Raw genomic sequence first — 24432 nt, forward strand, 5'->3', positions numbered from 1 at the left:
GGGTGGTACGGCTCAGGAACCGTCGACGGCCTCGCGCCACAGGCGCATGCCGCGATCGATGACGCCACGCTGGAAGGCCAGGCTGTCGGCGTCAGGCTGCTGGGCGACAAGCATGTCCAGCAACGGGTCGACCACTGGTGTGCGCACGTCGCTCAGCGCCTCGATGGTCGCCAGGCCGCAGAACGGCACGTAGGCTTCGGCGTAGCCGCCTTCATGCACCAGCACCAGCTTGCCTTGGCACAGGCGCTCGGCCGCTTCGCGCACCAGCCGGGTCATTTCGCGGTAGCTGTCGCTGTGCAGGAGCATGCGGCCCAGGGGATCGACGCCGTTGGCATCGAAGCCGCAGGCCACCACGATCAGCTCCGGCTCGAAGCGCTCCAGCGCTGGCAGCACCGCGCTGTGCATGGCGTGCAGGTAGGCGTCGTGGCCGCTGCCCGGGGGCAGGGCGATGTTCAGGTTGTAGCCGCGTCCGGCACCGCTGCCGACATCGCGCTCGCCGGTGTAGCCGCGGGGGTAGGCGCGCTGCTGGTGGATCGACAGGGTCAGGGTGTCGGCGCGCTCGTAGTAGATGGCCTGGGTGCCATTACCGTGGTGCACGTCCCAGTCGAGCACCGCCACGCGCTTCGGACCGAACTGTTCGCGCGCGTTTTCCAGGGCGATGGCGATGTTGTTCAGGTAGCAGAACCCCATGGCCTGGTCGGGCAGGGCGTGGTGTCCCGGGGGCCGGCTGAGCACGTAGGCATTGCTGCAATCGCCGCGCAGGACCTGGTCCACCGCGTTGCACACCAGGCCGGCGGACACCCGCGCCACTTGCCAGGTGTCCGGGCCCACCGGGGCGCCGGGATCGAGCAGGCCACCGCCGGTCTCGCAGAGTTGGCGGAAGCGTTCGAGGTAGGCGGCACCGTGCACCTTGAGCATCTGTTGCAGGGATACCGGCGTACCGCTTTGGTGGGTCAGGGCGCGGCCGAGGCCGGAGACCTCCACCAGGTTCTTCAGGCGGCGCTTGGACTCCGGCGACTCGGCGTGGGCCGAGCCGGAGGGCGGTTCGACCCAGCCGCCCACCGGCAGGGTCAGGGCGAACAGGCCGCCGCTGTGCCAGAAGCAGTGTTCGTCGTAGAAAAATCGGGTTCGGGTCATGGTCTTTCCTTGTCGGTGCAGTGGGGCGCTGGATCAGGACGCCAGCGGCGCATGGGGCAGCGGCTGGACGCGGGGACGAACCCGCGCCATCACCAGGGCCGCGGCGAAGGTCAGCGCGGCGAGGATGTACAGGCCGTACTCCAGGTGGCCGCTGGCTTCCTTGACCCAGCCCATCATGAACGGGCTGGCATAGCCGCCCAGGTTGCCCACCGTGGTCATCAGGGCGATGCCGGCGGCGGTGGCGCTGCCGGTCAGCAGGGTGCCGGGAATCGCCCACAGCACGTTGAACGCCGACAGGCAGCCGGCCATGGCGATGCACAGGCTGAACAGGCAGAGCAAGGGCTGGGCGTGCAGGGCGGCGCTGAGCACCAGGCCGAGGCAGGCGGCGAGGATCGACAGCGCGGCATGCCAGCGCCGCTCGCGGGTGCGGTCGGAGTGCTTGCCCACGATCAGCATGCACACCGAGGCTACGGCGAAGGGGATCGCCGAGATCAGGCCGGTCTGCAGCAGCGTCTGCTCGCCGAGGCTGCGGATGATCTGCGGCAGCCAGAACGACACGCCGTAGGTGCCGCAGAGCAGGGCGAAGTTGACGAACACCAGGCACCACAGGCCGCGATGGCGGAAGGCACTGGCGAAGGTGTGGGGGGCGCCGGCCCGTTCGTGGGTCTGGCGCTGGCGTTCGAGGTCGGCGACCACCTTGGCGTTCTGTTGCGGCGTCAGCCAGTGGGCCTTGCCGGGGCGGTCGTCGAGGTAGAAGAACACCACGATGCCGAGGATCACCGCCGGCAGGCCCTCCAGCAGGAACAGCCACTGCCAGCCGGCCAGGCCGCCCATGCCGGCGAAGGTCTGCATGATCCAGCCCGACAGCGGCCCGCCGAGTACCCCGGCGATGCCCACGCCGAGGCTCAGGCAAGCCAGGCCCTGGGACTGGGCGTAGGACGGCAGCCAGTAGGTCAGGTAGAGCACCACTCCGGGGTAGAAGCCGGCTTCGGCCACCCCGAGCAGAAAGCGCAGGATGTAGAACGAGGTGGGGGAGGAGACGAACATCATCGAAGTGGATATCAGGCCCCAGACCACCATGATCCGGGTGATCCACAGCCGCGCGCCGACCTTCTGCAGCATCATGTTGCTGGGGATCTCGAACAGGCAGTAGCCGAGGAAGAACACCCCGGCGCCGAAGCCGAAGGCCATGTCGCTGAGGCCGATGTCGGCGGCCATCTGCAGCTTGGCGAAACCGACGTTGACCCGGTCGAGGAAGGCCACGACATAGAGCACGAAGAGAAACGGAAGGATGCGCCAGGCGATGCGGTTGTACAACGCGCAGTCCTGGTCGGAGGCGAAGGTGCGACGGGAGATCAGGTTCATTGCGTCTCTCTGTTATGGGAATTGTTGTTGGCAGTGAGCAATGTGTTTTGTTCTTTTTGTAGAAACAGTGTTTCTCTGAGTGGTGAGGATATGGACTGGTAAGGAGGGCTGTCAAGGCACTTTCAGGGGTATTTCCGCAGGCTTTTCCTGGCGCGGCCCAGAACCCTGCGGGAGCTGGCTTGCCAGCGATGAGCATGGGTATCTATACAACTTTTGCCGAGTGCAGATCCGGGGCAAAACGGGGACCTGTGGGAGCGGATTTATCCGCGATCGGCGGCGAAGCCGTCGTAAAACCTAAGTCCCGAGTCTGTCTGACACACCGAGAGCACTGGTTTTATGGCCGCTTCGCGTCCAATCGCGGATAAATCCGCTCCCACAGGGTTCTGTGTTGCGGCTGATTGAGATGTGTGGATACCCATGCAGCGATGAGGCCGGTACTGACAAAGAGGTTGTCAGGACTGGCCAAATCGTTGGCAAGCCAGCTCCCACAGGTTTTTCGTGTACTCAGGGAGTCAGCTGCGGCGGGTCAGCGAGCGCGATAGCAACAGCAGCAAGGTGGCGAACAGCACCATGATGGTGGCCGCCGACAACAGCACCGGACTCAATGCCTCCCGCGCCGTGGTGAACATCTCCCGCGGCAAGGTGCGCTGGTCGGGGCCGGCGAGGAACAAGGTCACCACCACCTCGTCCAGCGAGGTGGCGAAGGCGAACAGCCCGCCGGAAATCAGCCCCGGCGAAATCAGTGGCAAGGTCACCTTGCGCAGGGTCATCCAGGGCGTCGCCCCCATGCTCGCCGCCGCCCACAGCAGGCGCTGGTTCAAGCCGCCCAGCGCCGAGCCGACGTTGACGATGACGAAGGGCACCGCCAGCGTCGTGTGGGCCAGGATCAAGCCGAGGTAGCTGCGGGTCAGCCCGGCATTGGAGAACACGAAGTACATGCCCACCCCGACGATCACCGCCGGCACGATCATCGGCGCGATCAGCAGCACCTCGATCACCCGCTTGCCGGGCATCGCCGGATGGCGCAGGCCCAGCGCCGCCAGGCCACCCAGCACCACCGCAAGCACGGTGCTGGCCAGGGCGATGGCGAAGCTGTTGAACAAGGCGCCCAGCCACTGCGGCGAAGCGAAGAAGTCCTCGTACCAGCGCAGGGTGAAGTTGCCCAGGGGCAACGACATGTAGCGGCTGTCGCTGAACGACAGCGGCAGCACCACCAGGATCGGCAGCAGCAGGAAGGCCAGGACCAGCCAGCCACTGAGGGACAGGCCGAGGTTGCCGAACCAGGCGACGCGGCCGCTGTTGGGATTGCGGATCATCGTTGGACTCCTTCCGCGCCACGGCGGGCCAGGTGCGCCTGGATCAGGTAGAGCAGGGTGGTGGCCACCAGCAGCACCAGGCCCAGCGCCGAGGCCAGGCCCCAGTTGAGGGTGCCGGTGGTGAACTGGGCGATGTAGAAGCTGATCATCTGGTCCGCCGGCCCGCCCAGCAGTGCCGGGGTGATGTAGAAGCCTAGGGTGACGATGAACACCATCAGCGCGCCGGCGGCGAGCCCGGGCAGCACCTGCGGCAGGTACACCTGGAAGAACACCCGTAACGGCCGCGCCCCCATGGAATAGGCGGCCTGCACCAGCAGGCGGTTGGCCCCGGCCATGGCCGCCAGCAGCGGGAAGACCATGAACGGCAGCATCACGTGGACCAGGGCGAGGATCACCCCGAAGCGGTTGTAGAGCAGGTGCAGCGGACTGTCGGTCAGCCCCGTGGCCAGCAGCAGGGCGTTGACCATGCCTTCGTCCTGTAGCAGCACCATCCACGCGGTGGTGCGCACCAGGATCGAGGTCCAGAACGGCAGCAGGATCAGCAGCAGCAAGGCGTTGCGCGTACGCGGCGTGCGCCGGTCGAGGAACACGCACAGGGGGAAGGCCAGCAGCACGCAGAACAGGGTGGTGATCGCGGCGATGCTGAAGGTCCGCGCCAGGATCGAGCGGTACAGCCCCGCTTCGTCCTTGGCGACGATGCCGTCCTTGTAGTCATGCTTGACGTCCAGCGCCGATAGCAAGTGATAGCTGCCCACGGGGCCGGCAGCGCGCTTGAAGGTCTGCCAGGTGGCGTTGTCCAGCCAGCGCGGGTCCAATGCCGCGAGGCTGGCCGCGCTGCCGTCGAGGGTGCCGGCTTCGCGCTTGGCGGTGGTCAGCAGGCTGCGCAGGGCCGGCGTTTCATAGGCCAGGCGCCGGGCCAGGCCGGCGAGGTCGCGCGGGCTGGCCTGGCGCAGGTCCTGCACCAGTGGCTTGAACAGTTGCTCGTCCGGTGCCGATACGCCGTCCCAGGCCTTCAGCGCCTGCGCCGTGGCGGGCAGGGCCTGGGGCAGTTCGTTGTCGGCCACGGCGCGCCACAGCAGCGTGCCGATCGGCCCGACGAAGGTCAGCAACAGGAACAGCACCAGCGGCGCCAGCAGGGCATAGGCGCGCCAGAGGGCGGCGCGGTCCTTGCGCGCGACCACCGGCGTGGATGATGGGGTGAGGGCTACAGCGCTCATCTCGATTCCTCGACTGCGATCACTTGGCCGACCAGGCGGTCCATTTGGCGTTCAGTTCGTCGATGCGGTCGACCCAGAACTTGTCGTCGAGCACCAGCACGTTGGCGGCGTTCTGGGGGGCGCTCGGCGAGTCGGCGAGGGCCGCCGGGTCGGTATCGGCGATGCCTTTGACCGAGGTGATGCCGGTGGGCTGCAGGGCCGGCCAGAGTTTCTGGTGCTCGCCTTCGCCCATCACCTTGAGCAGGCCGTAGGCCTTGTCCGCGTTCGGCGAGTTGGCCAGGATCACCCAGCTGTCCATGGTCTGCAGCGACTGGTTCCAGACCAGGCCGAAGGGCTTGTGGTCCTGGCGGATGGCGTTGGTGACCCGGCCGTTATAGGAGGTGGTCATGGCCACTTCGCCAGAAGCGAGCAACTGCATCGGCTGGCCGCCGGCCTTCCAGAACAGCAGTTGCGACTTGATGCTGTCGAGCTTCTTGAACGCGCGGTCGACGCCGCCTGGCAGGTTGAGGGTCTTGTACACGTCGGCCGGCGCCACGCCGTCCGCCATCAGGGCGATTTCCAGGTTGCCCTTGGGGCCCTGGCGCAATGCGCGCTTGCCGGGGAAGGTCTGCGTGTCGAAGAAATCGGCCCAGCCGGTGGGGGCGCGGGAGACCTTGCTGGTGTCGTAGCCGATGACGAAGTTGTACACCGCGTTGCCCACTCCGCATTCGCTCACGGCGCTGGGGATGTAGGCGTCCTTGCCGCCGATGCGGTTGAAATCCAGGGCCATGAACAGACCTTCGCCACAGCCCAGTTGCAAGTCCTCGGCTTCCACCTGGACCAGGTCCCAGCCGCCATCCTGGCCTTCGGCGCGGGTGCGCAGGAGGCCGATGCCGCCTTCCCAGCTGTCATCGACCACCTTGTTGCCGCTGGCCTGGGCGTAGGGTTCGAAGAAGATCTTGCGTTGCACGTCCTGGTAGGCGCCGCCCCAGGAGGCGACGGTCAGGTCGCGGGCCTGGGCCTGGCCGGCGAGCAGGGCAAGGCCGCACAGGGCGAGGGTGAAGCGGCGTACGGAACGGGGTGTGAACATGATGTGACTCCCAGCCTTTGAAATTGGTTTTGGACGGCAGTGGTAGAGCGGTTCATCGAATCGGGCGGTGCTTGTTCTTGTGGTGGTTCAGCGCAGGACCATCGCCAGCTCCGCCGGCACGCCGAGGGCGACGGCTTCGCCTGGGAGCGGCGCCGCACGGCCGAGGCTGCCCGGGTTGTAGGTCATCGACAGTTCGCTGCCGCCGGCCATGCGCAGGCGCAGGCGGCAATGGGCGCCGTGGAAGATGCTGTCGACCACCCGCGCGGCGATCGCCGCATCGTCCGTGCTGGCCAGGCGCAGGTTTTCCGGACGGATCGCCAGCGCCGCGCTGTCGCCGAGCGCCAGGCTGCTATCTGCGCAGCGCGCCTGGTGCAGCGAGCCGTCCTCCTGCAGGCGGATCGTGGCGAAGTCGCCGGTACGGCCGATCAGCGTGCCTTCCAGCAGGTTGGTCTCGCCGAGGAAGTTGGCGACGAAGCGCGTCGCCGGGCGGTTGTACAGGGTCTGCGGCGGGGCGATCTGGGCGATGCGCCCGTCGTTGAACACCGCCACCCGGTCGGACATGGTCATGGCTTCGTCCTGGTCGTGGGTGACGTAGACGAAGGTGATGCCCAGCTGTTTGTGGATCGCCTTCAGCTCCAGCTGCATGTGCTCGCGCAGGGCCTTGTCCAGCGCGCCGAGGGGCTCGTCCATCAGCAGGATGCGCGGGCGATAGACCAGGGCGCGGGCCAGGGCCACGCGCTGTTGCTGGCCGCCGGACAACTGGCCCGGCTGGCGATCCTCGAAGCCTTCCAGGCGCGCCAGGGCCAGGGCCTCGCGCACCCGCTCGCGGCTCTCGGCGGCCGGCACCTTGCGCAGGTTGAGGGGGAAGGCGACGTTCTGCGCCACGCTCATGTGCGGGAACAGCGCGTAGCTCTGGAACACCACGCCCATGTCGCGCTTATAGGCCGGCAGGCGGCTGATGTCGGCGCCGTCCATGAGGATCTGGCCGCGGTCCGGGGCATCGAAGCCGGCGAGCATCATCAGCGTGGTGGTCTTGCCCGAGCCGCTGGGGCCGAGCAGCGACAGGAACTCGCCCTGGCGGATGTCCAGGTGCAGGTTGTCGACTACCCAGGAGCGTTCGTCGTAGGTCTTGCAGACCTGGTCGAAACGCACCAGGACCGGGGCATCGGCGAGCGGATCGGGGCTATCGGGCGCTTGGGTCATGGCGGCCTTGGGCTGGGGGCGGAGGTCACGGGCGATCATGGCCGGATACCTGCCAGCACGTCGTCCAGGGCCTGGGTCAGTGCCTTGAGGATAGTCTGGATCTGTTCGGCATCGACGATCAGTGGCGGTGCCATGACCAGGGTGTCGCCGAGGGCGCGCAGGAGGATACCGTTGCGCTGCAGGGCATTGCTGACCTGCTGGGCGATCTTCGCCTCGGCGGGGAAGGGCGTGCGGCTGTCCTTGTCGGCGACGAACTCCAGCGCCGCCATCAGGCCGATGCCGCGGGCCTCGCCCACCAACGGGTGGTCGGCCAGGGCCTTGACCCCTGCCTGGAAGGCCGGCGCCACGTCGCGGACATGGCCGACGATATCCAGCTCGTCGTAGATCTTCAGGGTTTCCAGGGCCACGGCGGCGGCCACCGGATGCCCGCCATAGGTGTAGCCGTGGCCAAGGCCGCCGAGGGCCTGGCTCTGGTCGGCGATGACCTGGTAGAGGCGGTCGCTGAGCAGCAGCGCGGAAATCGGCTGGAAGGCAGCGGACAGGCCCTTGGCGCAGGTCAGCATGTCCGGCTCGATGCCCATGGCGTCGCAGCCCCAGTAATGGCCGGTGCGACCGAAGCCGCAGATGACCTCGTCGGCGATCATCAGGATGTCGTACTTGCGCAGCACCGCCTGGACCTTGGCGAAGTAACCGGCGGGCGGCAGGATCACGCCGCCGGTGCCCATCACCGGTTCGGCGAAGAAGGCGCCGATGGTGTCCGGGCCGGCATCGAGAATCGCCTGCTCAAGCTCCTCGGCCAGGCGCGTGGCGAAGGCCTCCTCGCTCTCGCCCGGCAGGCCCTGGCGATAGAGGTGGGGGCAGCGTACGTGGATCACGTCGGCCAGCGGCTCGCCCCAGCCTTTATGCATGTTGGGCAGGCCGGTGAGGCTGGCGGCGGCCAGGGTGGTGCCGTGATAGCTGCGCTGGCGGGCGATCAGGCGGGTCTTGCCGGGCTTGCCGATGGCCGTGTGGTAGTAGCGGACGAACTTGATCGCAGTGTCCACCGCCTCCGAGCCGGAGCTCTGGAACACCGCCTTGGTCAGGCCGGCGGGGGCATGTTCGATCAGCATCGCCGCCAGCTCTGCCGCCGGGCCATGGCTGCGGTGGGCGAAGGTCTGCTGGTACGGCAGCTTGAGCAACTGCGCGTAGGCCGCCTCGGCCAGGCGCGGCTGGCTGAAGCCCAGGGTCGCGCACCACAGGCCGGACATGCCCTCGATGTAGCGCTGGCCCTGTTCGTCGAACACATAGATGCCCTCGCCACGCTCCATCAGCAGCGGGCCGACCTCTTCGTGCAGGCGCAGGTTGGTCTGCGGGTGGAGATGGTGAGCGATATCCCGTTGGGCCAGCGCCGAACCACGAGCTGTCATGACTTGATCCTCATTGCGATTTTTGTATGCGTATGCGGTACGTGGTTTCATTTTTACGACCATTCACCGGTGTCGTCAAATGCTTTGTGTTTCTCTGTGAGGAATTATTTTTCGCTGAGAGAACAAGGCTGTTGATTTCAAGGAGACTTGTCGGCGCAAGGCCAGGTAAATCATGGGCTTGCGCGTTCTAGGCGTTTGCAGGGTGCTTGGTAGTGACCGCGCCGGGGCTTGCAGGATTTCTCCAGGATGGGCGATAGTCGCGCCATCGACGCGTTTCGCCTGTGCGAACGCGGTGCCAATTCCCAGCATAAAACCTGCCAGTCCTGCGGCTGGCCCTGAAAGGATCTTCGACATGAGTGGTGATACAGCGACGGGCGGGGTGCGCTCGGTGCAACTGGCGCTGGACGTGCTGGAGCGGGTGGCGGGGGCGGCGGAAGAGATCGGCGTCAGCGAGCTGGCGGTGCAACTGGGCACTACCAAGGGCTCGGTGTTTCGCCATCTCAAGACCCTGGTGGAGCGTGGCTACCTGAGCCAGAACCCGCAGACCTCGCGTTATCGCCTGGGGGTGCAGGCCTATGTGCTGGGGCATGCGGCGGCGGGCGGGCTCGACCTGCTCACCGCGTCGGCCGACGCCCTGCGCGACCTGCGGGACGAGCTGGGCCTGTCGGTGGTGCTCTCGGTGCTGCAGGGCAAGCGCCTGGTGGTGATGGACACCTTGCTGGGCAAGTCAGCCCTGGAAATCGGCGTGCGCACCGGCACCGAACTGCAGTTGCACTGCAATGCCCAGGGCAAGGTGGCGCTGGCCTTTGCCCGGCAACTGAGTGTCGACCAGCTGGGCGAGTTGCCGGCGGTGACGGTCAATAGCGTGACCGACCGCCAGGTGCTCAAGCAGCAGGTCAGTGCGGTCCGCCAGCAGGGCTGGGCCGCTGCCATCGAGGAAGAAACCCTGGGCATTTCGGCGATCGCCGCACCGATCCTGGGCATGAATGCCGAGTTCATCGGTGCGGTGGCGCTGGTGGCGACGGTACAGAACATCGCCCGCGAGGTAGACCCGGCGCAGGTGCATGCGTTGAAGAAGGCGGCGCTGCGGGCGTCGTGGAACCTGGGGTATCGGGACGGTCCTTGACGATTGCTGGTGTGGCAGTTTCTTGCGCGCTGACTAGTATCCAATTGTTACTACAAGACGCCCGCCACTACACCGCCACCCAACGATCAAGGAGGATCCGCCATGAGTCTGCGACTCGGCCCTATCGTGCATTTCCAGGGAGTCCACGCCGGGAAGTACCGCGTTTCCGCGTTGCTGGTCACCGACCTCGGTGATCCGCAGCCAGCGGCCAGGCTGACCAACTGCAAGCTGCTCGATATCGAGAAGATCGCCGCCATTCCCTTCTCGAAACCGACCCGCGATGTCTGGCGAATCCAGGTCGCCGCCACCCAGAAGAAAAACGCCGCGCTGCGCTGCGAGATCGATGTCGGCGATGGCCTGGCGAGCTTTCACGTGCCGGCGGCGGGCGAATCGCCGCGTATCGCCTACGAGTCGTGCAACGGTTTTTCCGCCGAGAAGTACCGCAAGAAAGTCATCGACCGGGCCAACGAGCGCTGGTTCGACATGGGCCAGCGCCACGCCGTCAAGGACAAGGAATTCCACCTGCTGCTGATGGGCGGCGACCAGGTCTACACCGATTCCCTCACCGTGCTGACCGGGCCGATGAAGGACTGGTCGGAGCGCTCGCACAAGGAGCAGGTGACGGCACCCTGGAACAAGAAGCTGGAAGACCAGGTCGACCAGTTCCTCGCCGAACTCTACGTCTCGCGCTGGAGCCAGGACGGGGTGCGGCAGATGCTCCAGGCGATCCCCTACGTGGCGATGTGGGACGACCACGACATCACCGACGGCTGGGGTTCCTACCCGCAGGAACTGCACGAGTGCCCGGTCTACCAGAACCTGTTCAGGCTGGCTTCCGCGTATTACCGCCTGTTCCAGCAACACCTCAAGGCCGGCGAGACCCACCCCTCCGCGCTGCCCATCGATTCTGCCAAGCCGGCGCCGCTGCAGGGTTTCACACTGGCCTACCGGGGGCTTGGCGATCTGGCGATCCTGGTGCCCGACCTGCGCAGCGAACGCCACCCGGACCTCAAGGACAAGAACGGCCGTTTCACCCCTACCCGTATCGCCTCCGAGGCCACCTGGGATTCCATCTTCGCCTGGCTCGATGGCTTGGCCGCCGCCAGGCCCCGGCATCTTCTGCTGTGCTCCAGCCTGCCGGTGGCCTATCTGGACCTGAACGCCGCCGAGGTGGCGCTCAATGCGCTGCCGGGCACCTGGGAACTGGAAGACGACCTGCGCGACCACTGGCGCAGCAAGCCGCACCGCGACGAGCGCCAGCGGCTGATCAAGCGCCTGCTGAATTTCTCCGCCCTCGGCACGCGGGTCACCATCGTCTCGGGGGACGTCCATGTGGCCGCGGCCGCGGTCATCGAATCGACCTTGCCGCAACACGGCAACGGTGCCGGGGTGATCTTCCAGCTGGTCTCGACCGGCATCGTGCACACGCCGCCGCCCGCAGTGGCGGTGTACTTCATGGAGAAGTTCGGCGCAGGCCAGGAAACCATCGAATACGGTGTCAGCGCGCGGATGCTGCCCATCGGCTTCAAGGGGCACTACCTGGTGCCCGAGCGCAACTGGCTGAGCCTGGAGCCGGATTCGAAAGGCCGGATCTGGGCCAACTGGCATGTCGAGGGACACGATCACCTGCTGACCCAGGTGATCGATCCGGTCGTCCTGTAGTGCGATAACGCCCGGAAGGTCTTCGTCTGCAAAAGGTTGAAATAAGAATGATTCGCTATTAAGGTGCCGCCCCGTATCCAGCCGTTCCGGCTACGGGGAGTGCCATGTCGCTACAAGAAGCGGATTCCATCGTTCCTTTCGAAGTGCTCTATGGCACCCATCATGGCTGGCTGAACGGTTGGTTGCGCCGCTCGGTCGGCTGTTCGCAGCAGGCCGCGGACCTGGCCCAGGACACCTTCGTGCGCCTGCTGGTGCGCAGGCAGCCGGTCACCGCCCAGGCCCCCCGGGCCTTGCTCGCCCGCATCGCCCGCGGCCTGGTGATCGATTATTGGCGTCGCGATGCGCTTGAGCGTGCCTACCTTGAAGCCCTGGCGCACTTGCCGGAGGCCAGCCACCCCTCGCCGGAAGTGCGCCACGAAGCCCTGCAGTGCCTGGAGCGCATCGCGCAGATGCTCGAAGGCCTCAAGCCGGCGGTGCGCGAAGCCTTCCTGCTGTATCAGCTGGGCGGCCTGACCCATGCCCAGGTCGCCGCGCAACTGGGGGTTTCCAGCCGCACCGTGGAACGCCACGTGGCCAACGCGCTCCTGCACTGCTACCGCCTGTGCTTCGAGACGCCGGCATGAGCCTGGCCAACGAGCGCGTCCCGGAAGGTATCGTGCGCAGCGCCATCGAGTGGCAGATGCGCCTGCGCGGCAATCCACAGTTGCAGGAACCCTTTCAGGACTGGCTGCGTCGCGATCCGCGCCATCAACTGGCCTGGCAACGCCTGCAGCAGATGGCCGGGATGTTCCAGGCCAGCCAGTTGCCCGACGCCGAACAGAGTATCCCCTTGCTCAAGCGCGCGTCCGCCGACCTGAGTCGCCGGCGCACCCTGAAGATGCTCGGCCTGATCGTCGGCGGTGGCGCATTGACCGCCGTGAGCGTGCCCTCGGCCTGGCATGCCGGTTATGCCACGGCCCTTGGCGAGCGCCGTACCCTCAGCCTGGGCAACGGCACCCAGGTGCTGCTCAACGGTGACAGCGCCGTGGATCTCCAGGGCAGCGAACTGCTCCTGCGCGCTGGCGAGGTGCTGGTGGACGGCCCGCGCTGGCATGCGCGCTGCCGCTACGCCGAATGCAGCGGCAGCGATGCCCGGGTGTCGCTGCGCGAGCGCGACGGTTTCAGCGAGATTCGCGTCGACCGCGGTTCCGTGCTGGTCACTTCGCCGCTCGGCCAGCGGCAGCTGCAGGCCGGCGAGGGCCTGGGCGTGTCGGCGACGGCGATGACCGTGCTGGGCAAGAGTCCTTTCGATCCGTTCGCCTGGAGCCGTGGCTTGCTGGTGGTCAACGACATCCGCCTGGGCGAATTCCTCGCCGAGGCCGGACGCTATCGCCACGGCTGGCTGGGTTGCGACGAGCGCATCGCCAACCTGCGCCTGTCCGGGGTGTTCCGCCTCGACGAGCCGGCCTCGCTGCTGGACAACCTGACCCATCTGCTGCCGGTGAAGGTGGTCGAACGCACGCGCTGGTGGGTGCGCCTGGTCCCGGCATAGACGCCGGGAAAATTTTTTGTCGGACTTCAAGGACTCGTCCGGTTATGGGATATCTCTCCCTCATTGGACGTTGTCATGCACGCTGCCAGACCCCAGCCGTTTCCCTTTCAGCCTCGTTCCTTGACCCGCGCCGTGTGCCTGGCGCTGGCCCTCGCCGCCGTGCCGGCATTCGCCGACTCGGCGGCGCCGGTCGCCCCGGCGGTCGCGGCGGGATCCTTGGCCCAGGCCCTGAGCAGTTTCGCCGAGCGTTCCGGAATCACCCTGTCCTATGCACCTGACGATGTCCGCGGCCTGAGCACCCAGGGCCTGGGGGCCGGCGGCTCGCTGGAGGAAGGCCTGGCGAAACTGCTCAAGGGCAGCGGCCTAGTGGCGCACAAGACCGCTTCCGGCTTCGTCGTCCTGCGCGACAGCGGCGCCGACCTGCAACTGGAACCGACCAGCGTCGACAGCACCGCGCTGCAGAGCGCCTTCGCCCCGGTGGACGGCTATTTCGCCAGCAACGCCAGCGGCGCCACCAAGAGCGACAAGTCGATCCTGGAAACCGCGCAGAGCGTCAGCGTGGTCACCGCCGAGCAGATCAACGACCGCAAGGTCAACAAGGTCGAGGACGCCGTGGCCTACAGCGCCGGGGTGCGGGTCGGCAGCTCGGGCCTTGACCCGCGCTTCGACAACATCCAGGTGCGCGGCTTCGAGACCACCATCGCCGCCGACTTCCTCGACGGCCTGCGCCAGCCCGGCAGCGGTTGGCTGTCGCTGTATTCCACCGAGGCCTACGCGCTGGAACGCATCGAGGTACTGAAGGGCCCGGCCTCGGTGCTGTACGGCCAGATCAGCCCCGGCGGCATGGTCAACCGGGTCAGCAAGCGCCCGAGCCTGCTGGCTAAGAACGAAGTGCAGGTGCAGGCCGGCAGCTATGGCCACGAGCAGGGCCAGTTCGATGTCGGCGGCAAGCTCGACGAGGCCGGTGACGTGCTGTTCCGCACGGTCGGCCTGTACCGCGACTCCGGCTACTCGGTCGACCAGATGGACAACCAGTCACGCCTGCTGGCGCCGTCGCTGAGCTGGCAGATCGACCCGGACACCAGCCTGACCCTGCTGGCCCAGTACCAGGAACGGCAGACCGCGGCCTCGCCGATGATGCTCCAGGAAGGCGACCACCTGACCGACTTCTGGCAGGGCGACGAGTACTACGACAAGCTGCACCAGCGGCAGTGGACCTTCGGCTACGAATTCGAACACCGCTTCAACGACACCTTCAGCGTCCAGCAGAACCTGCGCTATGGCCAGGTCAGCACCACCAACCAGTACCTGCAGCCCACCGCGCTGGTCGACGGGCACACCCTCGAACGCTACGCCGTCGGCCTGTACGAGGACATGAGTTCGCTGACCACCGACACCCGCCTGGTCAGTCGCTTCTCCACCGGCAACCTGCACCACACCGTGGTCAGCGGCATCGACTACGCCTGGCTGGACACCTCGCTGCTGTACGCCTGGGGCGCGGCGCCGAGCATCGACCGCTGGGCACCGGACTACCACCAGCCGGTGGTCAAACCAACCGACCCGCTGGCCGACCAGGACGGCCTGGAACACCGCATGGGTGCCTATGTCCAGGACCAGATCGAACTGGACAACTGGCGCCTGTCCGCCGGCCTGCGCCGCGACTGGGTGCATGTGCGGCGTGACGACAACCTCACCGACATCAACAGCACCACCAGCGATTCCGCCACCACCGGCCAGTTGGGCGTGCTCTACCTGTTCGACAACGGCCTGGCGCCGTACGCCAGCTACGCCACCTCGTTCCTGCCGGTCAGCGGTGTGAACACCAGCGGCCAGCCGTACAAGCCCACCGAGGGCGAGCAGTTCGAGGTCGGCCTGAAGTACCAGCCGCCGGGCAGCCGCACCTTGCTCACCGGGTCGCTGTACCACCTGACCCAGAGCAACGTGCAGACCCGCGACCTGGTCAACCCGCTGAACAACGTGCAGACCGGCGAGCAGGTGTCCCGCGGGCTTGAGCTGGAAGCGGTGTCGGATGTCAGCGACAACCTGCGCCTGACCGCCAGCTACGCCTTCAACGATGCCGAGGTGACCAAGGGCAACAACGGTGACCAGGGCAAGGTACCGAAGAACGTGGCGCGCCACCTGGCCGCGTTGTGGCTGGACTACAAGCTGCCGTTCGGCGTCGGTGTCTCGGGTGGTGCGCGCTACACCGGCAGCACCTACGGCGATGCCGCCAACGAGGTGAAGAACGAGGGCTACACCCTGGTCGATGCCGGCGTGCACTACGACTTCGGCGGCGGCCTCGATGGCGTGCGCCTGGCGCTCAACGCCCGCAACCTGTTCGACAAGCGCTTCATCAACTGCCAGGACGGCTACTGCTACCGCGGCGAGGCGCGCAGCGTGGTCACCAGCCTCAGCTATCGCTGGTAAGGGGAGGGCGAAGCATGCTGCGCAACCTGATGAAAGCCCTCGCTATCCTGCTGTTCAGCACTGCGGCCCAGGCCGATCCGGTGACCCTGGACGGTACCGAGCAATGGACGATGAAGAGCGACGAAGGTCGCGAATACCGGATCATGATCAGCCTGCCGGAGGGCGACGTGCCCTGGACCGGCGGCTACCCGGTGATCTACCTGCTCGACGGCAATGCCTACTTCCCGGCGTTCCACGCCGCCAAGCGCGCCCAGGAGCGCCTGCGCGGGGCGATCCTGGTGGGCATCGGCTACCCGAGCGATACGCCGCTGGACTTCGTCCGTCGCGCCTACGACCTGTCGCCGCCGGCCCCGGCAGAGCGCAACGACCCGCCCCAGGGCGGGCAGGACGTGTTCCTCGACTTCATCGAGAAGCGCCTGATGCCCAGGGTCGACCAGCGCTTCAAGGTCGACCAGGACCAGCGCAGCCTGGTCGGGCATTCGTTTGGCGGGATGTTCGGCATCTACACGCTGTTCACCCGGCCGCAGCTGTTCCAGCACTACGTTGCCATCAGCCCGAGCCTGTGGTGGCAGGACCGCTACCTGCTGGCCCATGAAAAGGCGTTCACGGCCAAGGCGCATGCCGGCAAGCTCGACCTGATCCACCGCAGCCTGAGCCTGATCGCGGGTGATCGCGAGATGCCCCAGGAGATCCAGGACGTGCGCTCCCTGCAACTGCGCCTGGAGAACCTCTCGCAGTACGGCCTGCGCAGCGACTTCCAGATCGAGGCGGGGGAGGATCACGCGGCGATTCCGTTCCGCGTGCCGAACCGGGTGCTGGATGAGCTGATGAGTACGCGGCGCTACTGACGCCTGCGTCTGGCAGCCACATGACGGCCGGATTACAAGTTTGCAGGAATCCCTGGCCGGTCGTCGTCCCACGCTAAGATCCGCGCCCGCGGTGTCGCGGGTCATTGTCGGAGAGCGCGGATGAAGTCTGTCAGCCTGGCGGAGAAGCTGGGACTCAAGGTGGGGCTGCTGAGCGCGATGCTCCTGTTCCTGTTCGCTTGCCTCGGCTACCTGATGCTGGGGCAGGCCCTGGAAAACAGCGCCCGTGAAGACCTCAACGTGAAAATGACTGGCCTGGCCCACAACCTTGCCGCTATCGACAGCGTGGCCGAGATCGATGCTGGGACTCATCATCTGGTGGACCTGGTGCTGGGCCACGACAACCTTCACGTCAGCATTTTCAAGGAACGCGCCGACGAGCCTTTACTTGTCATCGGGTCGTGGTCGATTGGCAGGCAGGTACGCGGCCTGGCGGTCGCCGACCTCGCGCAACGTCACGAATGGCGCGATGACCAGGGGCGTCCCTTGCTCAGTGTCAGTCGTCTGCTGAGCCTGGGGGACGGTAGCCGCGTCGCGGTCTACCTCACCCTCGACCAGTCCGCCAGTGTCGCATTGCTCAAGTCGATGCTCGCCTGGGCGCTGCTGGCGTCGCCGTTCATGCTGGCGATGCTGCTGGGCATCGCCTGGTGGACCGTGCGCCGCGGCTTGCTGCCCTTGAGTCGTTTCCTCGGGGTTGCCTCGCGCATTTCCACCGAGAGCCTGGAACACCGTTTGCCGGTGCAGGGGCTGCCTCGCGAGCTGAAGAGCCTGGCCGAAGGCATCAACATCATGCTGGGCCGTCTCGATGACGGTGTGCGTCAGCTGTCGCAGTTCTCCGACGACCTTGCCCACGAGCTGCGCGCGCCCCTGACCAATCTCACCGGCAAGGTGCAGGTCACGTTGAGCCGCGGACGCAGCGGCGAGGAGTACCGCGAGACCCTGGAGTCATGCGCCGAGGAACTTGAGCGCATGGCGCGGATGGTGGCCGACATGTTGTTCCTGGCCAATGTCAGCAATCCTGCCGCAGGAGTGGCGTTCGAGACCGTGGTCCTGGTGGATGAGGCTCAGAGAGTATGTGACCTGTTCGGCCTGCCCGCCGAGGAAGCAGGCATCGACTTGCACATTTCCGGGAGTGCCGACGGCGTGCGCGGCAATCGGCTGATGATCCAGCGGGCATTGTCCAACCTGTTGTCCAATGCACTGCGTTATTGCCCGGCGGGACGTGCGGTGCTGGTACGGGTGCGCCGGGTGGATTGCCATGTCTGCGTCAGCGTGGGCAATCCCGGGGCCGGCATTGCTGCGGAGCATCGCCAGCATCTGTTCGAACGCTTCTACCGTGCGGATCAGGGGCGTGCGCGCAGCGAGGGTGGCACGGGGCTGGGCCTGGCCATCGTGCAGTCGATCATGGGGCTGCACCGTGGATCGGCGGTGGTCGAGGTCTGCGCCGATGACTTCACCTGGTTCCACCTGCGCTTTCCGGACAATGAGACATTGTGAAGATGTCGATATTGTCATTTGCGCCTCACCTTGGCGTTAGCCACCGCTTCTTAAACTGAGACTCAACAAGGGCCAACTTTCCCCGGGCCCTGGAACAGTCGAGGTGACAGATGAATATCGTGCGAGTGATGGCAGTTGCGGTTGTACTTTCCAGTGTTGTCGGTACGGCACAGGCGGCGGATGGCATGGAACGCATCCAGCAGTTCCAGGCAAAATTCCAGGCCGAACAGGATCGCTTGTGGGGCGATCAGTCCGAGCAGCGAAAAGAGCAAGTGGTGGAGAAGGAAACGGCCACTGACAAGTCTGATGGTTAAGGAACTTGAAGTTTTATCAAGCCAGGCTGATGCCTGGCTTTTTTGTGGGGGTTGGTTTTGTGAGGTATTGACCTTGCCTGTCGCTTGTATGTCGAGCTCATTACAATCCTGCAAGTAAAGATTCATGGGGCCGATGTCGCGTTAGATTCCTCTCGATAATCGAAGAGGATGCTCATGAACATTAAGCCTGAAACTTTTATTTCGCCAGGTGCCACGTCGCGCGAGGGCGCGTTCGATGATCTGGACATAGACGATGCGCTTGCCGCATCGTTTTTTGCCAGTGTGCGCTGTGCCTGTTTCAAACAAGCAGCACGTTCGCTGAATACCCCGGTACTGGACCTGCGCAAGCGTCTGGAGCGCCTGGAGGAACGCCTGGGCGCGCCACTGCTGGTCTACAGGCACAACCGCCTGGTCCCGACTCGAACGGGACAGCGCCTGGCGCACTGGCTGCAGGCGAGCCGTGAGCTGGCCGAGGGCCCGCCGGACGACCTCGGGCGCGGTCTGCTGCGTATTGCCATCTGTGAGCCGCTGCTCAGCGACATCGCCTGCCGTGACCTGGTCGGTTACGTGCGCGAGCGTGCGCAGGCCCGCCTGAGTATTCGCCCGGAATGCGACACAGAGGCTCTGCGCCGGGGCGAGGTAGATATCGGCGTAACCCTGGGCAGCGTCGAAACGGTGGCTGGTTACGGGGCAGAGCGCCTGGGACAACTGGGCTGGTCGCTGTTCATCGCCAGCCGCTATGGCCGCAGCGGCAGATTGCCGGCCAACCGTGACGAACTGATGGATTTCATGCTTGTGGCCAGCGCCGAAGCGCGTCCAGTGGTGGCCGAACTCTTGGCTGGACACCGCGGCGGCAGTACGCGGGTTCGCAGCCATGGCCTGGTTCGCACCATGGTCCTGGGGGGCGCCTGTGTCGGGGTGCTTCCCAGCTACAGCCGCGAACTGGAACGGAACATCCTGGCCCTGCCTGGGTTGATCGATGATACGCGACGCGAAGACATCAACCTGTATTTCAAGTTGGAACGATTGGGCGAACCGCTGTTCGACGAGATGCTGCGATTAATGACCAATAGTTTCGCCGAGCGCTGTTCCTGGCTCGCTTGAATGATAGGGTGCAATAAGTCTTTTATAGGGCTGTCATGGTTCTGTCATTAATTTTTCCGGGCTGGAAAGTTAACCTTCAATGCCCTCATGCTGTGTGGCGCAGATGGCGCAAGTTGTCTGTATTCAACATGTTTTTTCAATTAGCGCCGGCGACGGGGAGTTGGTTGTTGCCGGTGGCCAACATTCAGTATGAGAGGCAAACGATGAAACTGTGCAAACAGCTCCTGGCCGTTGCGGTGGCCGGTGCATTTTCGACGCATGCACTTGCCGGCACGGTTACTACCGATGGCGCGGATATTGTCCTGAAGACCAAGGGCGGCCTGGAACTTGCCACGACCGATAAAGCCTTCAGCTTCAAGCTCGGCGGCAGGGTCCAGGCGGACTATGGCCGGTTCGATGGTGTATTTACCCGCAATGGTGATACGGCGGATGCCGCGTATTTTCGCCGTGCCTATATCGAGTTTGGCGGGACGCTGTACCGTGATTGGAAATACCAGGTCAACTACGACCTGTCTCGCAATACCGGCAACGACAGCACCGGTTATTTCGACGAAGCCAGCCTGACCTATACCGGCTTCGATCCGCTGCAACTGAAGTTCGGGCGGTTCTATACCGACTTCGGCCTGGAGAAAGCCACCAGCTCCAAATGGATCACCGGCCTGGAGCGCAACCTGTCCTATGACCTTGCCGAGTGGGTCAACGACAACGCCGGCATGGGGGTGCAGGCGGGTGCCAGGGTGGCGGAGATGGCCTGGCTGTCCGCCAGTCTCTTCAGTGAGAACAATGGCGACACCGATGGTGACAGCGTCAAGCGCTACAACCTGCGTGGCGTATTCGCGCCACTGCACAGCGATGGCAACGTCCTCCATCTGGGGGCGCAGTACGCCTATCGCGACCTCAAGGACAGCGCCGTGGACACCCGCATCCGCTCCCGCCTGGGCGTGCGCGGTGTCGATACCAATGGCGGCAGCGATGCCGGCGACAACGGCAACCGCCTGCTGTTTGGCGGTGCCGCTGCGCAGGACGGCCTGTGGGGCGACGACGCGGTGTGGGGTGTTGAAGGCGCCTGGGCCAACGGCCCGGTCTCACTGCAGGGTGAGTACCTGCGACGTACGCTGGAGGCCGATCGCGCGCTCAATGACGTCAAGGCCAGCGGCTACTATGCGCAACTGGCCTGGACCCTCACCGGCGAGCCGCGCATCTACAAGCTCGACGGCGCGAAGTTCGACAGCATCAAGCCCAAGGACAAGGCGCTGGGCGCCTGGGAAGTGTTCTACCGCTTCGACAGCATCAAGGTCCAGGACGACAACCTGGTCACGGCGCTGAACCCCGACAACGAGCGCAAGGCGAAGAGCCATACCATCGGCGTCAACTGGTACCTCAACGAGGCGCTGAAGGTGAGTGCCGACTACATTGCGACCAGTACCGACAATACTGGCAACGCCGTCGGGGATGACAGCGGCAAGGCCATTGTTTCACGGGTTCAGTACGTGTTCTGACCGGCTGCAACCCAAGAAAAAACCGGGACTGCCTTGCCGTCCCGGTTTTTTCTTGCCGCTCAGTTGTTGTTCGTGCACTGCGCATGCAGTCGATAACGCACGGTGCGCAGGGTGCCGGCCGAGTCCTCGTAGGTCATCAGGCGCGGGTAGATCTCGCAATTGCGAGGATCCCTGGATTGGCGGACATACCGGGCCACGTCGATCTTCATTCCATAGCGGAAATCCTCGATCTCGGGCATTGGCTTGCCGTTGCGCTCGGCATAGGCGGCCACGGCGCGCTGGTGTTCCTCCAGCAACTGCTTTTCGCGAAGATCCGGGGTATTGGCCAACGCCAGACTGGAGAACAGGGCAAGGGCGGTGACGACGATGGACTTCTTCATGAAGTGGTTTTCCTTCAATGGGTTTGAAGGTCACCTTAACCAGTGCCGCCCAACGCAGGGGTGACGGCAGACTTACAATTCTGCAAGCCACATGCAGTGGCGCAAGCAATAGAAAACCCGCGCCTTGCAGCGCGGGTTCGTTTGTCCGCCGTCGCCGGTCAGGCCGGTTCCGGCGGGTCTTCATCCTTGCGATGCGCCCACTGATACAACGCCGGCAACACCAGCAAGGTCAGCGCCGTGGACGAGAGAATCCCGCCGATCACCACCGTCGCCAGCGGCCGCTGCACTTCGGCCCCGGTGCCTGTCGCCAGCGCCATCGGAATGAAGCCCAGCGACGCCACCAGTGCCGTCATCAACACCGGCCGCAGGCGGGTCAGGGCGCCCTCGGTCACCGCGCTGGACAGGCTCGCGCCTTCCTCGCGCAGGTTGCGGATGAAGGAAATCATCACCAAGCCGTTGAGCACTGCCACCCCCGACAGGGCAATGAAGCCCACCCCGGCCGAGATCGACAGCGGAATATCCCGCAGCCACAGGGCCAGCACGCCACCGGTCAGGGCGAAGGGAATCCCGGTGAACACCAGCAGGCCGTCCTTGAGGTTGTTGAACATCAGGAACAGCAGGGTCATCACCAGCAGCAGCGCCACCGGCACTACCACTTGCAGGCGCTTGGTCGCCGATTGCAATTGCTCGAACTGGCCGCCCCAGGTGGTCCAGTAGCCCGCCGGCACCTGCACGTCACGCTCCAGCGTGGTACTGGCGTCCTCGACGAAGGAGCCAAGGTCGCGACCGCGCACGTTGGCGCTGACCACCACCAGGCGCTTGCCGTTCTCGCGGCTGATCTGGTTCGGGCCCAGTTGCAGGTCGAGGCTGGCCACCTGCGACAGCGGGATGAAGCCGATGCGTTCGGCACCCAGCGCGGCATTGGCCGGCACCGGGATCAGCAGCTCGGAGAGGCCCGCCACATCGGTGCGCAGGGTCTCGGACAGGCGCACCACCATGTCGAAGCGGCGGTCGCCCTCGTACAGGATGCCGGCCTGGCGTCCGCCCACGGCGATGGCCACGGCGTCCTGCACCTCGCCGATGTTCAGGCCGTAGCGCGCAGCCTTTTCCCGGTCGATATTGATGGTCAGCACCGGCAGGCCGGTGGTCTGTTCCACCTTCACCTCCGAGGCACCCGGCACGCCCTGCAGCGCCGTGGCGATCTTCGCCGCAGTGCGGTTGAGGGTGTCCATGTCGTCGCCGAACACCTTGACCGCGACATCGCTGCGCACCCCGGAAATCAGCTCGTTGAAGCGCAGCTGGATCGGCTGCGACAGCTCGTAGTTGCTCCCCGGCACGCTGGCGGCGGCCTGCTGCACGGCGGCGATGATCGCCTCGCGGGACTTGCCGGGATCGCGCCACTGTTCCCTGGGCTTGAGCATCACGTAAGCGTCGGAAATGTTCGGCGGCATCGGGTCGGCGGCGATTTCGGCGGTACCGGTGCGGGCGAACACCCGTTGCACTTCCGGTACCTGTTGCATCACCGCTTTCTCCAGGCGCTGTTGCATGTCCACCGACTGGCTCAGGCTGGTACCGGGCACGCGCAGGGCCTGCAAGGCCAGGTCGCCCTCACTGAGGCTGGGGATGAATTCGCTGCCCATGCGGCTGGCCAGCGCGCCGCTCAGCAGCACCGCGACCACTGCAGCGGCGAATGCCGCGTTACGGTGTTCCAGCACCCAGCGCAGCACCGGGGCATAGCCCAGGCGCGCCTTGCGCATCACCACGCCTTCCTCTTCCTTGACCTTGCCGGTGACGAACATGGCGATGGCCGCCGGGACGAAGGTGACCGACAGCAGCATGGCGCCGAGCAGGGCGATGACCACGGTGAAGGCCATGGGGTGGAACATCTTTCCCTCGACCCCGGTGAGGGCGAAGATCGGCAGGTACACCACCATGATGATCAGCTGGCCGAAGATCAGCGGCCGGCGCGCCTCGCGGGCGGCGGCGAAGACTTCCTGGAAGCGCTCGACGCGGGTCAGCATGCGCCCGTGCCTGTGCTGGGCATGCGCCAGCCGGCGAATGGCGTTCTCGACGATCACCACCGCGCCGTCGACGATGATGCCGAAGTCCAGGGCGCCGAGGCTCATCAGGTTGGCACTGACCTTGTTGTTGAACATGCCGGTGAAGGTGAACAGCATCGACAGCGGAATCACCATGGCGGTGATCAGCGCGGCGCGGATATTGCCGAGGAACAGGAAGAGAATGGCGATCACCAGGATCGCGCCTTCGACCAGGTTCTTCTTCACCGTGGCGATGGCCTTTTCCACCAGGTGGGTACGGTCGTAGACCGTGACCGCGACCACGCCTTCCGGCAGGGTGCGGTTGATCTCTTCCAGCCTGGCCGCCACCGCTTGCGAGACGCTACGGCTGTTCTCGCCGATAAGCATGAACACCGTGCCCAGCACCACTTCCCGGCCATTCTCGGTGGCCGCGCCGGAGCGCAGTTCCTGGCCGATGCCGACCTCGGCGACATTGCTCACCCGGATCGGCGTGCCGTCGACGCTGGAGATGACGATGTTGGCGATGTCCTCGACGCTGCCGACCTGGCCCGGTGCACGGATCAGCAACTGCTCGCCGCTGCGTTCGATGAAGCCGGCGCCGACGTTGGCGTTGTTGCTCTGCAGCGCGGCGACCAGGTCGTTGAGGGTCAGCCTGTACGCAGCCAGGCGCTTTGGATCTGGGGCGATCTGGTACTGCTTGGCATGCCCGCCGATGGTGTTGATCTCGGCCACCCCCGGTACGTTGCGCAGTTGCGGCTTGATGATCCAGTCCTGGATCTCGCGCAGGTCGGTGGGCGTGTACGGCGTGCCATCGGCCTTGCGTGCACCGTCCTCGGTCTCGACGGTCCACAGGAAGATCTCGCCGAGGCCGGTGGATACCGGGCCCATCACCGCCTCGACGCCTTCGGGCAGTTGTTCCCGGGCCACCTGCAGACGCTCGTTGACCTGCTGGCGGGCGAAGAAGATATCGGTGCCGTCGGCGAAGATCACCGTGACCTGGGACAGCCCCGAGCGCGACAGCGAGCGGGTCTGCTGCAGACCGGGCAGGCCGGCCATGGCGGTTTCCACCGGGAAGGTGATGCGTTGCTCGGTTTCCAGCGGCGAGTAACCGGGGGCGGCGGCGTTGATCTGTACCTGGACGTTGGTGATGTCCGGCACCGCGTCGATCGGCAGCTTCTGGTAGCTGTAGATCCCGATGCCGGCCATCAGCAGCACGGCGATCATCACCACGATGCGCTGCTCGATGGCGAAGCGAATCAGACGTTCAAACATGC

General features: G+C 65.5%; 19 protein-coding genes. 10 read left to right on the top strand and 9 right to left on the bottom strand.

Going from position 1 to position 24432, the window contains the following annotated elements; translation table 11 throughout:
- Positions 1–12 precede the first annotated feature (12 nt).
- The 7 genes from V0R59_RS12155 to V0R59_RS12185 form a co-directional block, all read right to left on the bottom strand.
- A complete protein-coding gene (locus V0R59_RS12155; protein WP_330074538.1) occupies positions 13–1137 on the bottom strand; it encodes a class II histone deacetylase in 1125 nt (374 codons plus the stop codon).
- Positions 1138–1170: 33 nt separating this feature from the next.
- A complete protein-coding gene (locus V0R59_RS12160) occupies positions 1171–2502 on the bottom strand; it encodes an MFS transporter (protein ID WP_330074539.1) in 1332 nt (443 codons plus the stop codon).
- 512 nt (positions 2503–3014) lie between these two features.
- On the bottom strand, positions 3015–3818 hold the full coding sequence (locus V0R59_RS12165) for an ABC transporter permease (protein ID WP_330074540.1): 804 nt from the start codon (positions 3816–3818) through the stop codon (positions 3015–3017).
- Complete coding sequence (locus V0R59_RS12170; RefSeq protein WP_330074541.1) at positions 3815–5035, bottom strand: ABC transporter permease; 1221 nt, start codon at positions 5033–5035, stop codon at positions 3815–3817. Before V0R59_RS12170 ends, V0R59_RS12165 begins: the two co-directional genes overlap by 4 nt.
- Positions 5036–5054: 19 nt before the next feature.
- Positions 5055–6104, bottom strand: a complete 1050-nt coding sequence (locus V0R59_RS12175; RefSeq protein WP_330074542.1) for an ABC transporter substrate-binding protein — start codon at positions 6102–6104, stop codon at positions 5055–5057.
- An 87-nt stretch (positions 6105–6191) separates the two neighbouring features.
- Entirely contained in the window at positions 6192–7307 is a 1116-nt protein-coding gene (locus V0R59_RS12180; protein WP_375547363.1) for an ABC transporter ATP-binding protein, read from the bottom strand.
- 35 nt (positions 7308–7342) lie between these two features.
- Complete coding sequence (locus tag V0R59_RS12185) at positions 7343–8713, bottom strand: aminotransferase (protein ID WP_330074544.1); 1371 nt, start codon at positions 8711–8713, stop codon at positions 7343–7345.
- Between the two features lie 352 nt (positions 8714–9065).
- Between V0R59_RS12185 and V0R59_RS12190 the strand changes: the two genes are divergently transcribed.
- The 10 genes from V0R59_RS12190 (at position 9066) to V0R59_RS12235 (ending at position 20739) form a co-directional block, all read left to right on the top strand.
- Positions 9066–9839 (top strand): IclR family transcriptional regulator, encoded by a 774-nt coding sequence (locus V0R59_RS12190; protein WP_330074546.1) that lies wholly within the window; start codon positions 9066–9068, stop codon positions 9837–9839.
- Between the two features lie 102 nt (positions 9840–9941).
- On the top strand, positions 9942–11501 hold the full coding sequence (locus tag V0R59_RS12195; RefSeq protein WP_330074547.1) for an alkaline phosphatase D family protein: 1560 nt from the start codon (positions 9942–9944) through the stop codon (positions 11499–11501).
- Positions 11502–11605: 104 nt separating this feature from the next.
- On the top strand, positions 11606–12124 hold the full coding sequence (locus V0R59_RS12200; protein ID WP_330074548.1) for a sigma-70 family RNA polymerase sigma factor: 519 nt from the start codon (positions 11606–11608) through the stop codon (positions 12122–12124).
- On the top strand, positions 12121–13032 hold the full coding sequence (locus V0R59_RS12205) for a DUF4880 domain-containing protein (protein ID WP_330074549.1): 912 nt from the start codon (positions 12121–12123) through the stop codon (positions 13030–13032). The genes V0R59_RS12200 and V0R59_RS12205 overlap by 4 nt, the downstream gene beginning before the upstream one ends.
- A gap of 75 nt (positions 13033–13107) precedes the next feature.
- On the top strand, positions 13108–15459 hold the full coding sequence (locus tag V0R59_RS12210) for a TonB-dependent siderophore receptor (protein ID WP_330074550.1): 2352 nt from the start codon (positions 13108–13110) through the stop codon (positions 15457–15459).
- A gap of 14 nt (positions 15460–15473) precedes the next feature.
- Complete coding sequence (locus V0R59_RS12215; RefSeq protein ID WP_330074551.1) at positions 15474–16307, top strand: alpha/beta hydrolase; 834 nt, start codon at positions 15474–15476, stop codon at positions 16305–16307.
- Positions 16308–16427: 120 nt separating this feature from the next.
- Positions 16428–17822 carry a heavy metal sensor histidine kinase gene (locus tag V0R59_RS12220; RefSeq protein WP_330074552.1) on the top strand — a complete coding sequence of 465 codons (1395 nt, stop codon included), beginning with the start codon at positions 16428–16430 and terminating at the stop codon, positions 17820–17822.
- 110 nt (positions 17823–17932) lie between these two features.
- Positions 17933–18136, top strand: a complete 204-nt coding sequence (locus V0R59_RS12225; protein WP_330074553.1) for a hypothetical protein — start codon at positions 17933–17935, stop codon at positions 18134–18136.
- A gap of 174 nt (positions 18137–18310) precedes the next feature.
- Complete coding sequence (locus V0R59_RS12230; RefSeq protein ID WP_330105839.1) at positions 18311–19240, top strand: LysR family transcriptional regulator; 930 nt, start codon at positions 18311–18313, stop codon at positions 19238–19240.
- A gap of 203 nt (positions 19241–19443) precedes the next feature.
- Complete coding sequence (locus V0R59_RS12235; RefSeq protein ID WP_330074555.1) at positions 19444–20739, top strand: OprO/OprP family phosphate-selective porin; 1296 nt, start codon at positions 19444–19446, stop codon at positions 20737–20739.
- 59 nt (positions 20740–20798) lie between these two features.
- Here V0R59_RS12235 and V0R59_RS12240 read toward each other — a convergent pair whose 3' ends face one another.
- Together V0R59_RS12240 and V0R59_RS12245 are read right to left on the bottom strand one after the other, a co-directional pair.
- Complete coding sequence (locus V0R59_RS12240) at positions 20799–21119, bottom strand: DUF2790 domain-containing protein (protein WP_330074556.1); 321 nt, start codon at positions 21117–21119, stop codon at positions 20799–20801.
- 158 nt (positions 21120–21277) lie between these two features.
- Positions 21278–24430, bottom strand: a complete 3153-nt coding sequence (locus V0R59_RS12245; protein ID WP_330074557.1) for a CusA/CzcA family heavy metal efflux RND transporter — start codon at positions 24428–24430, stop codon at positions 21278–21280.
- Positions 24431–24432: the final 2 nt, after the last annotated feature.

The organism is Pseudomonas ulcerans (assembly GCF_036324125.1).
GTDB classification, from domain to species: Bacteria; Pseudomonadota; Gammaproteobacteria; order Pseudomonadales; family Pseudomonadaceae; genus Aquipseudomonas; species Aquipseudomonas ulcerans.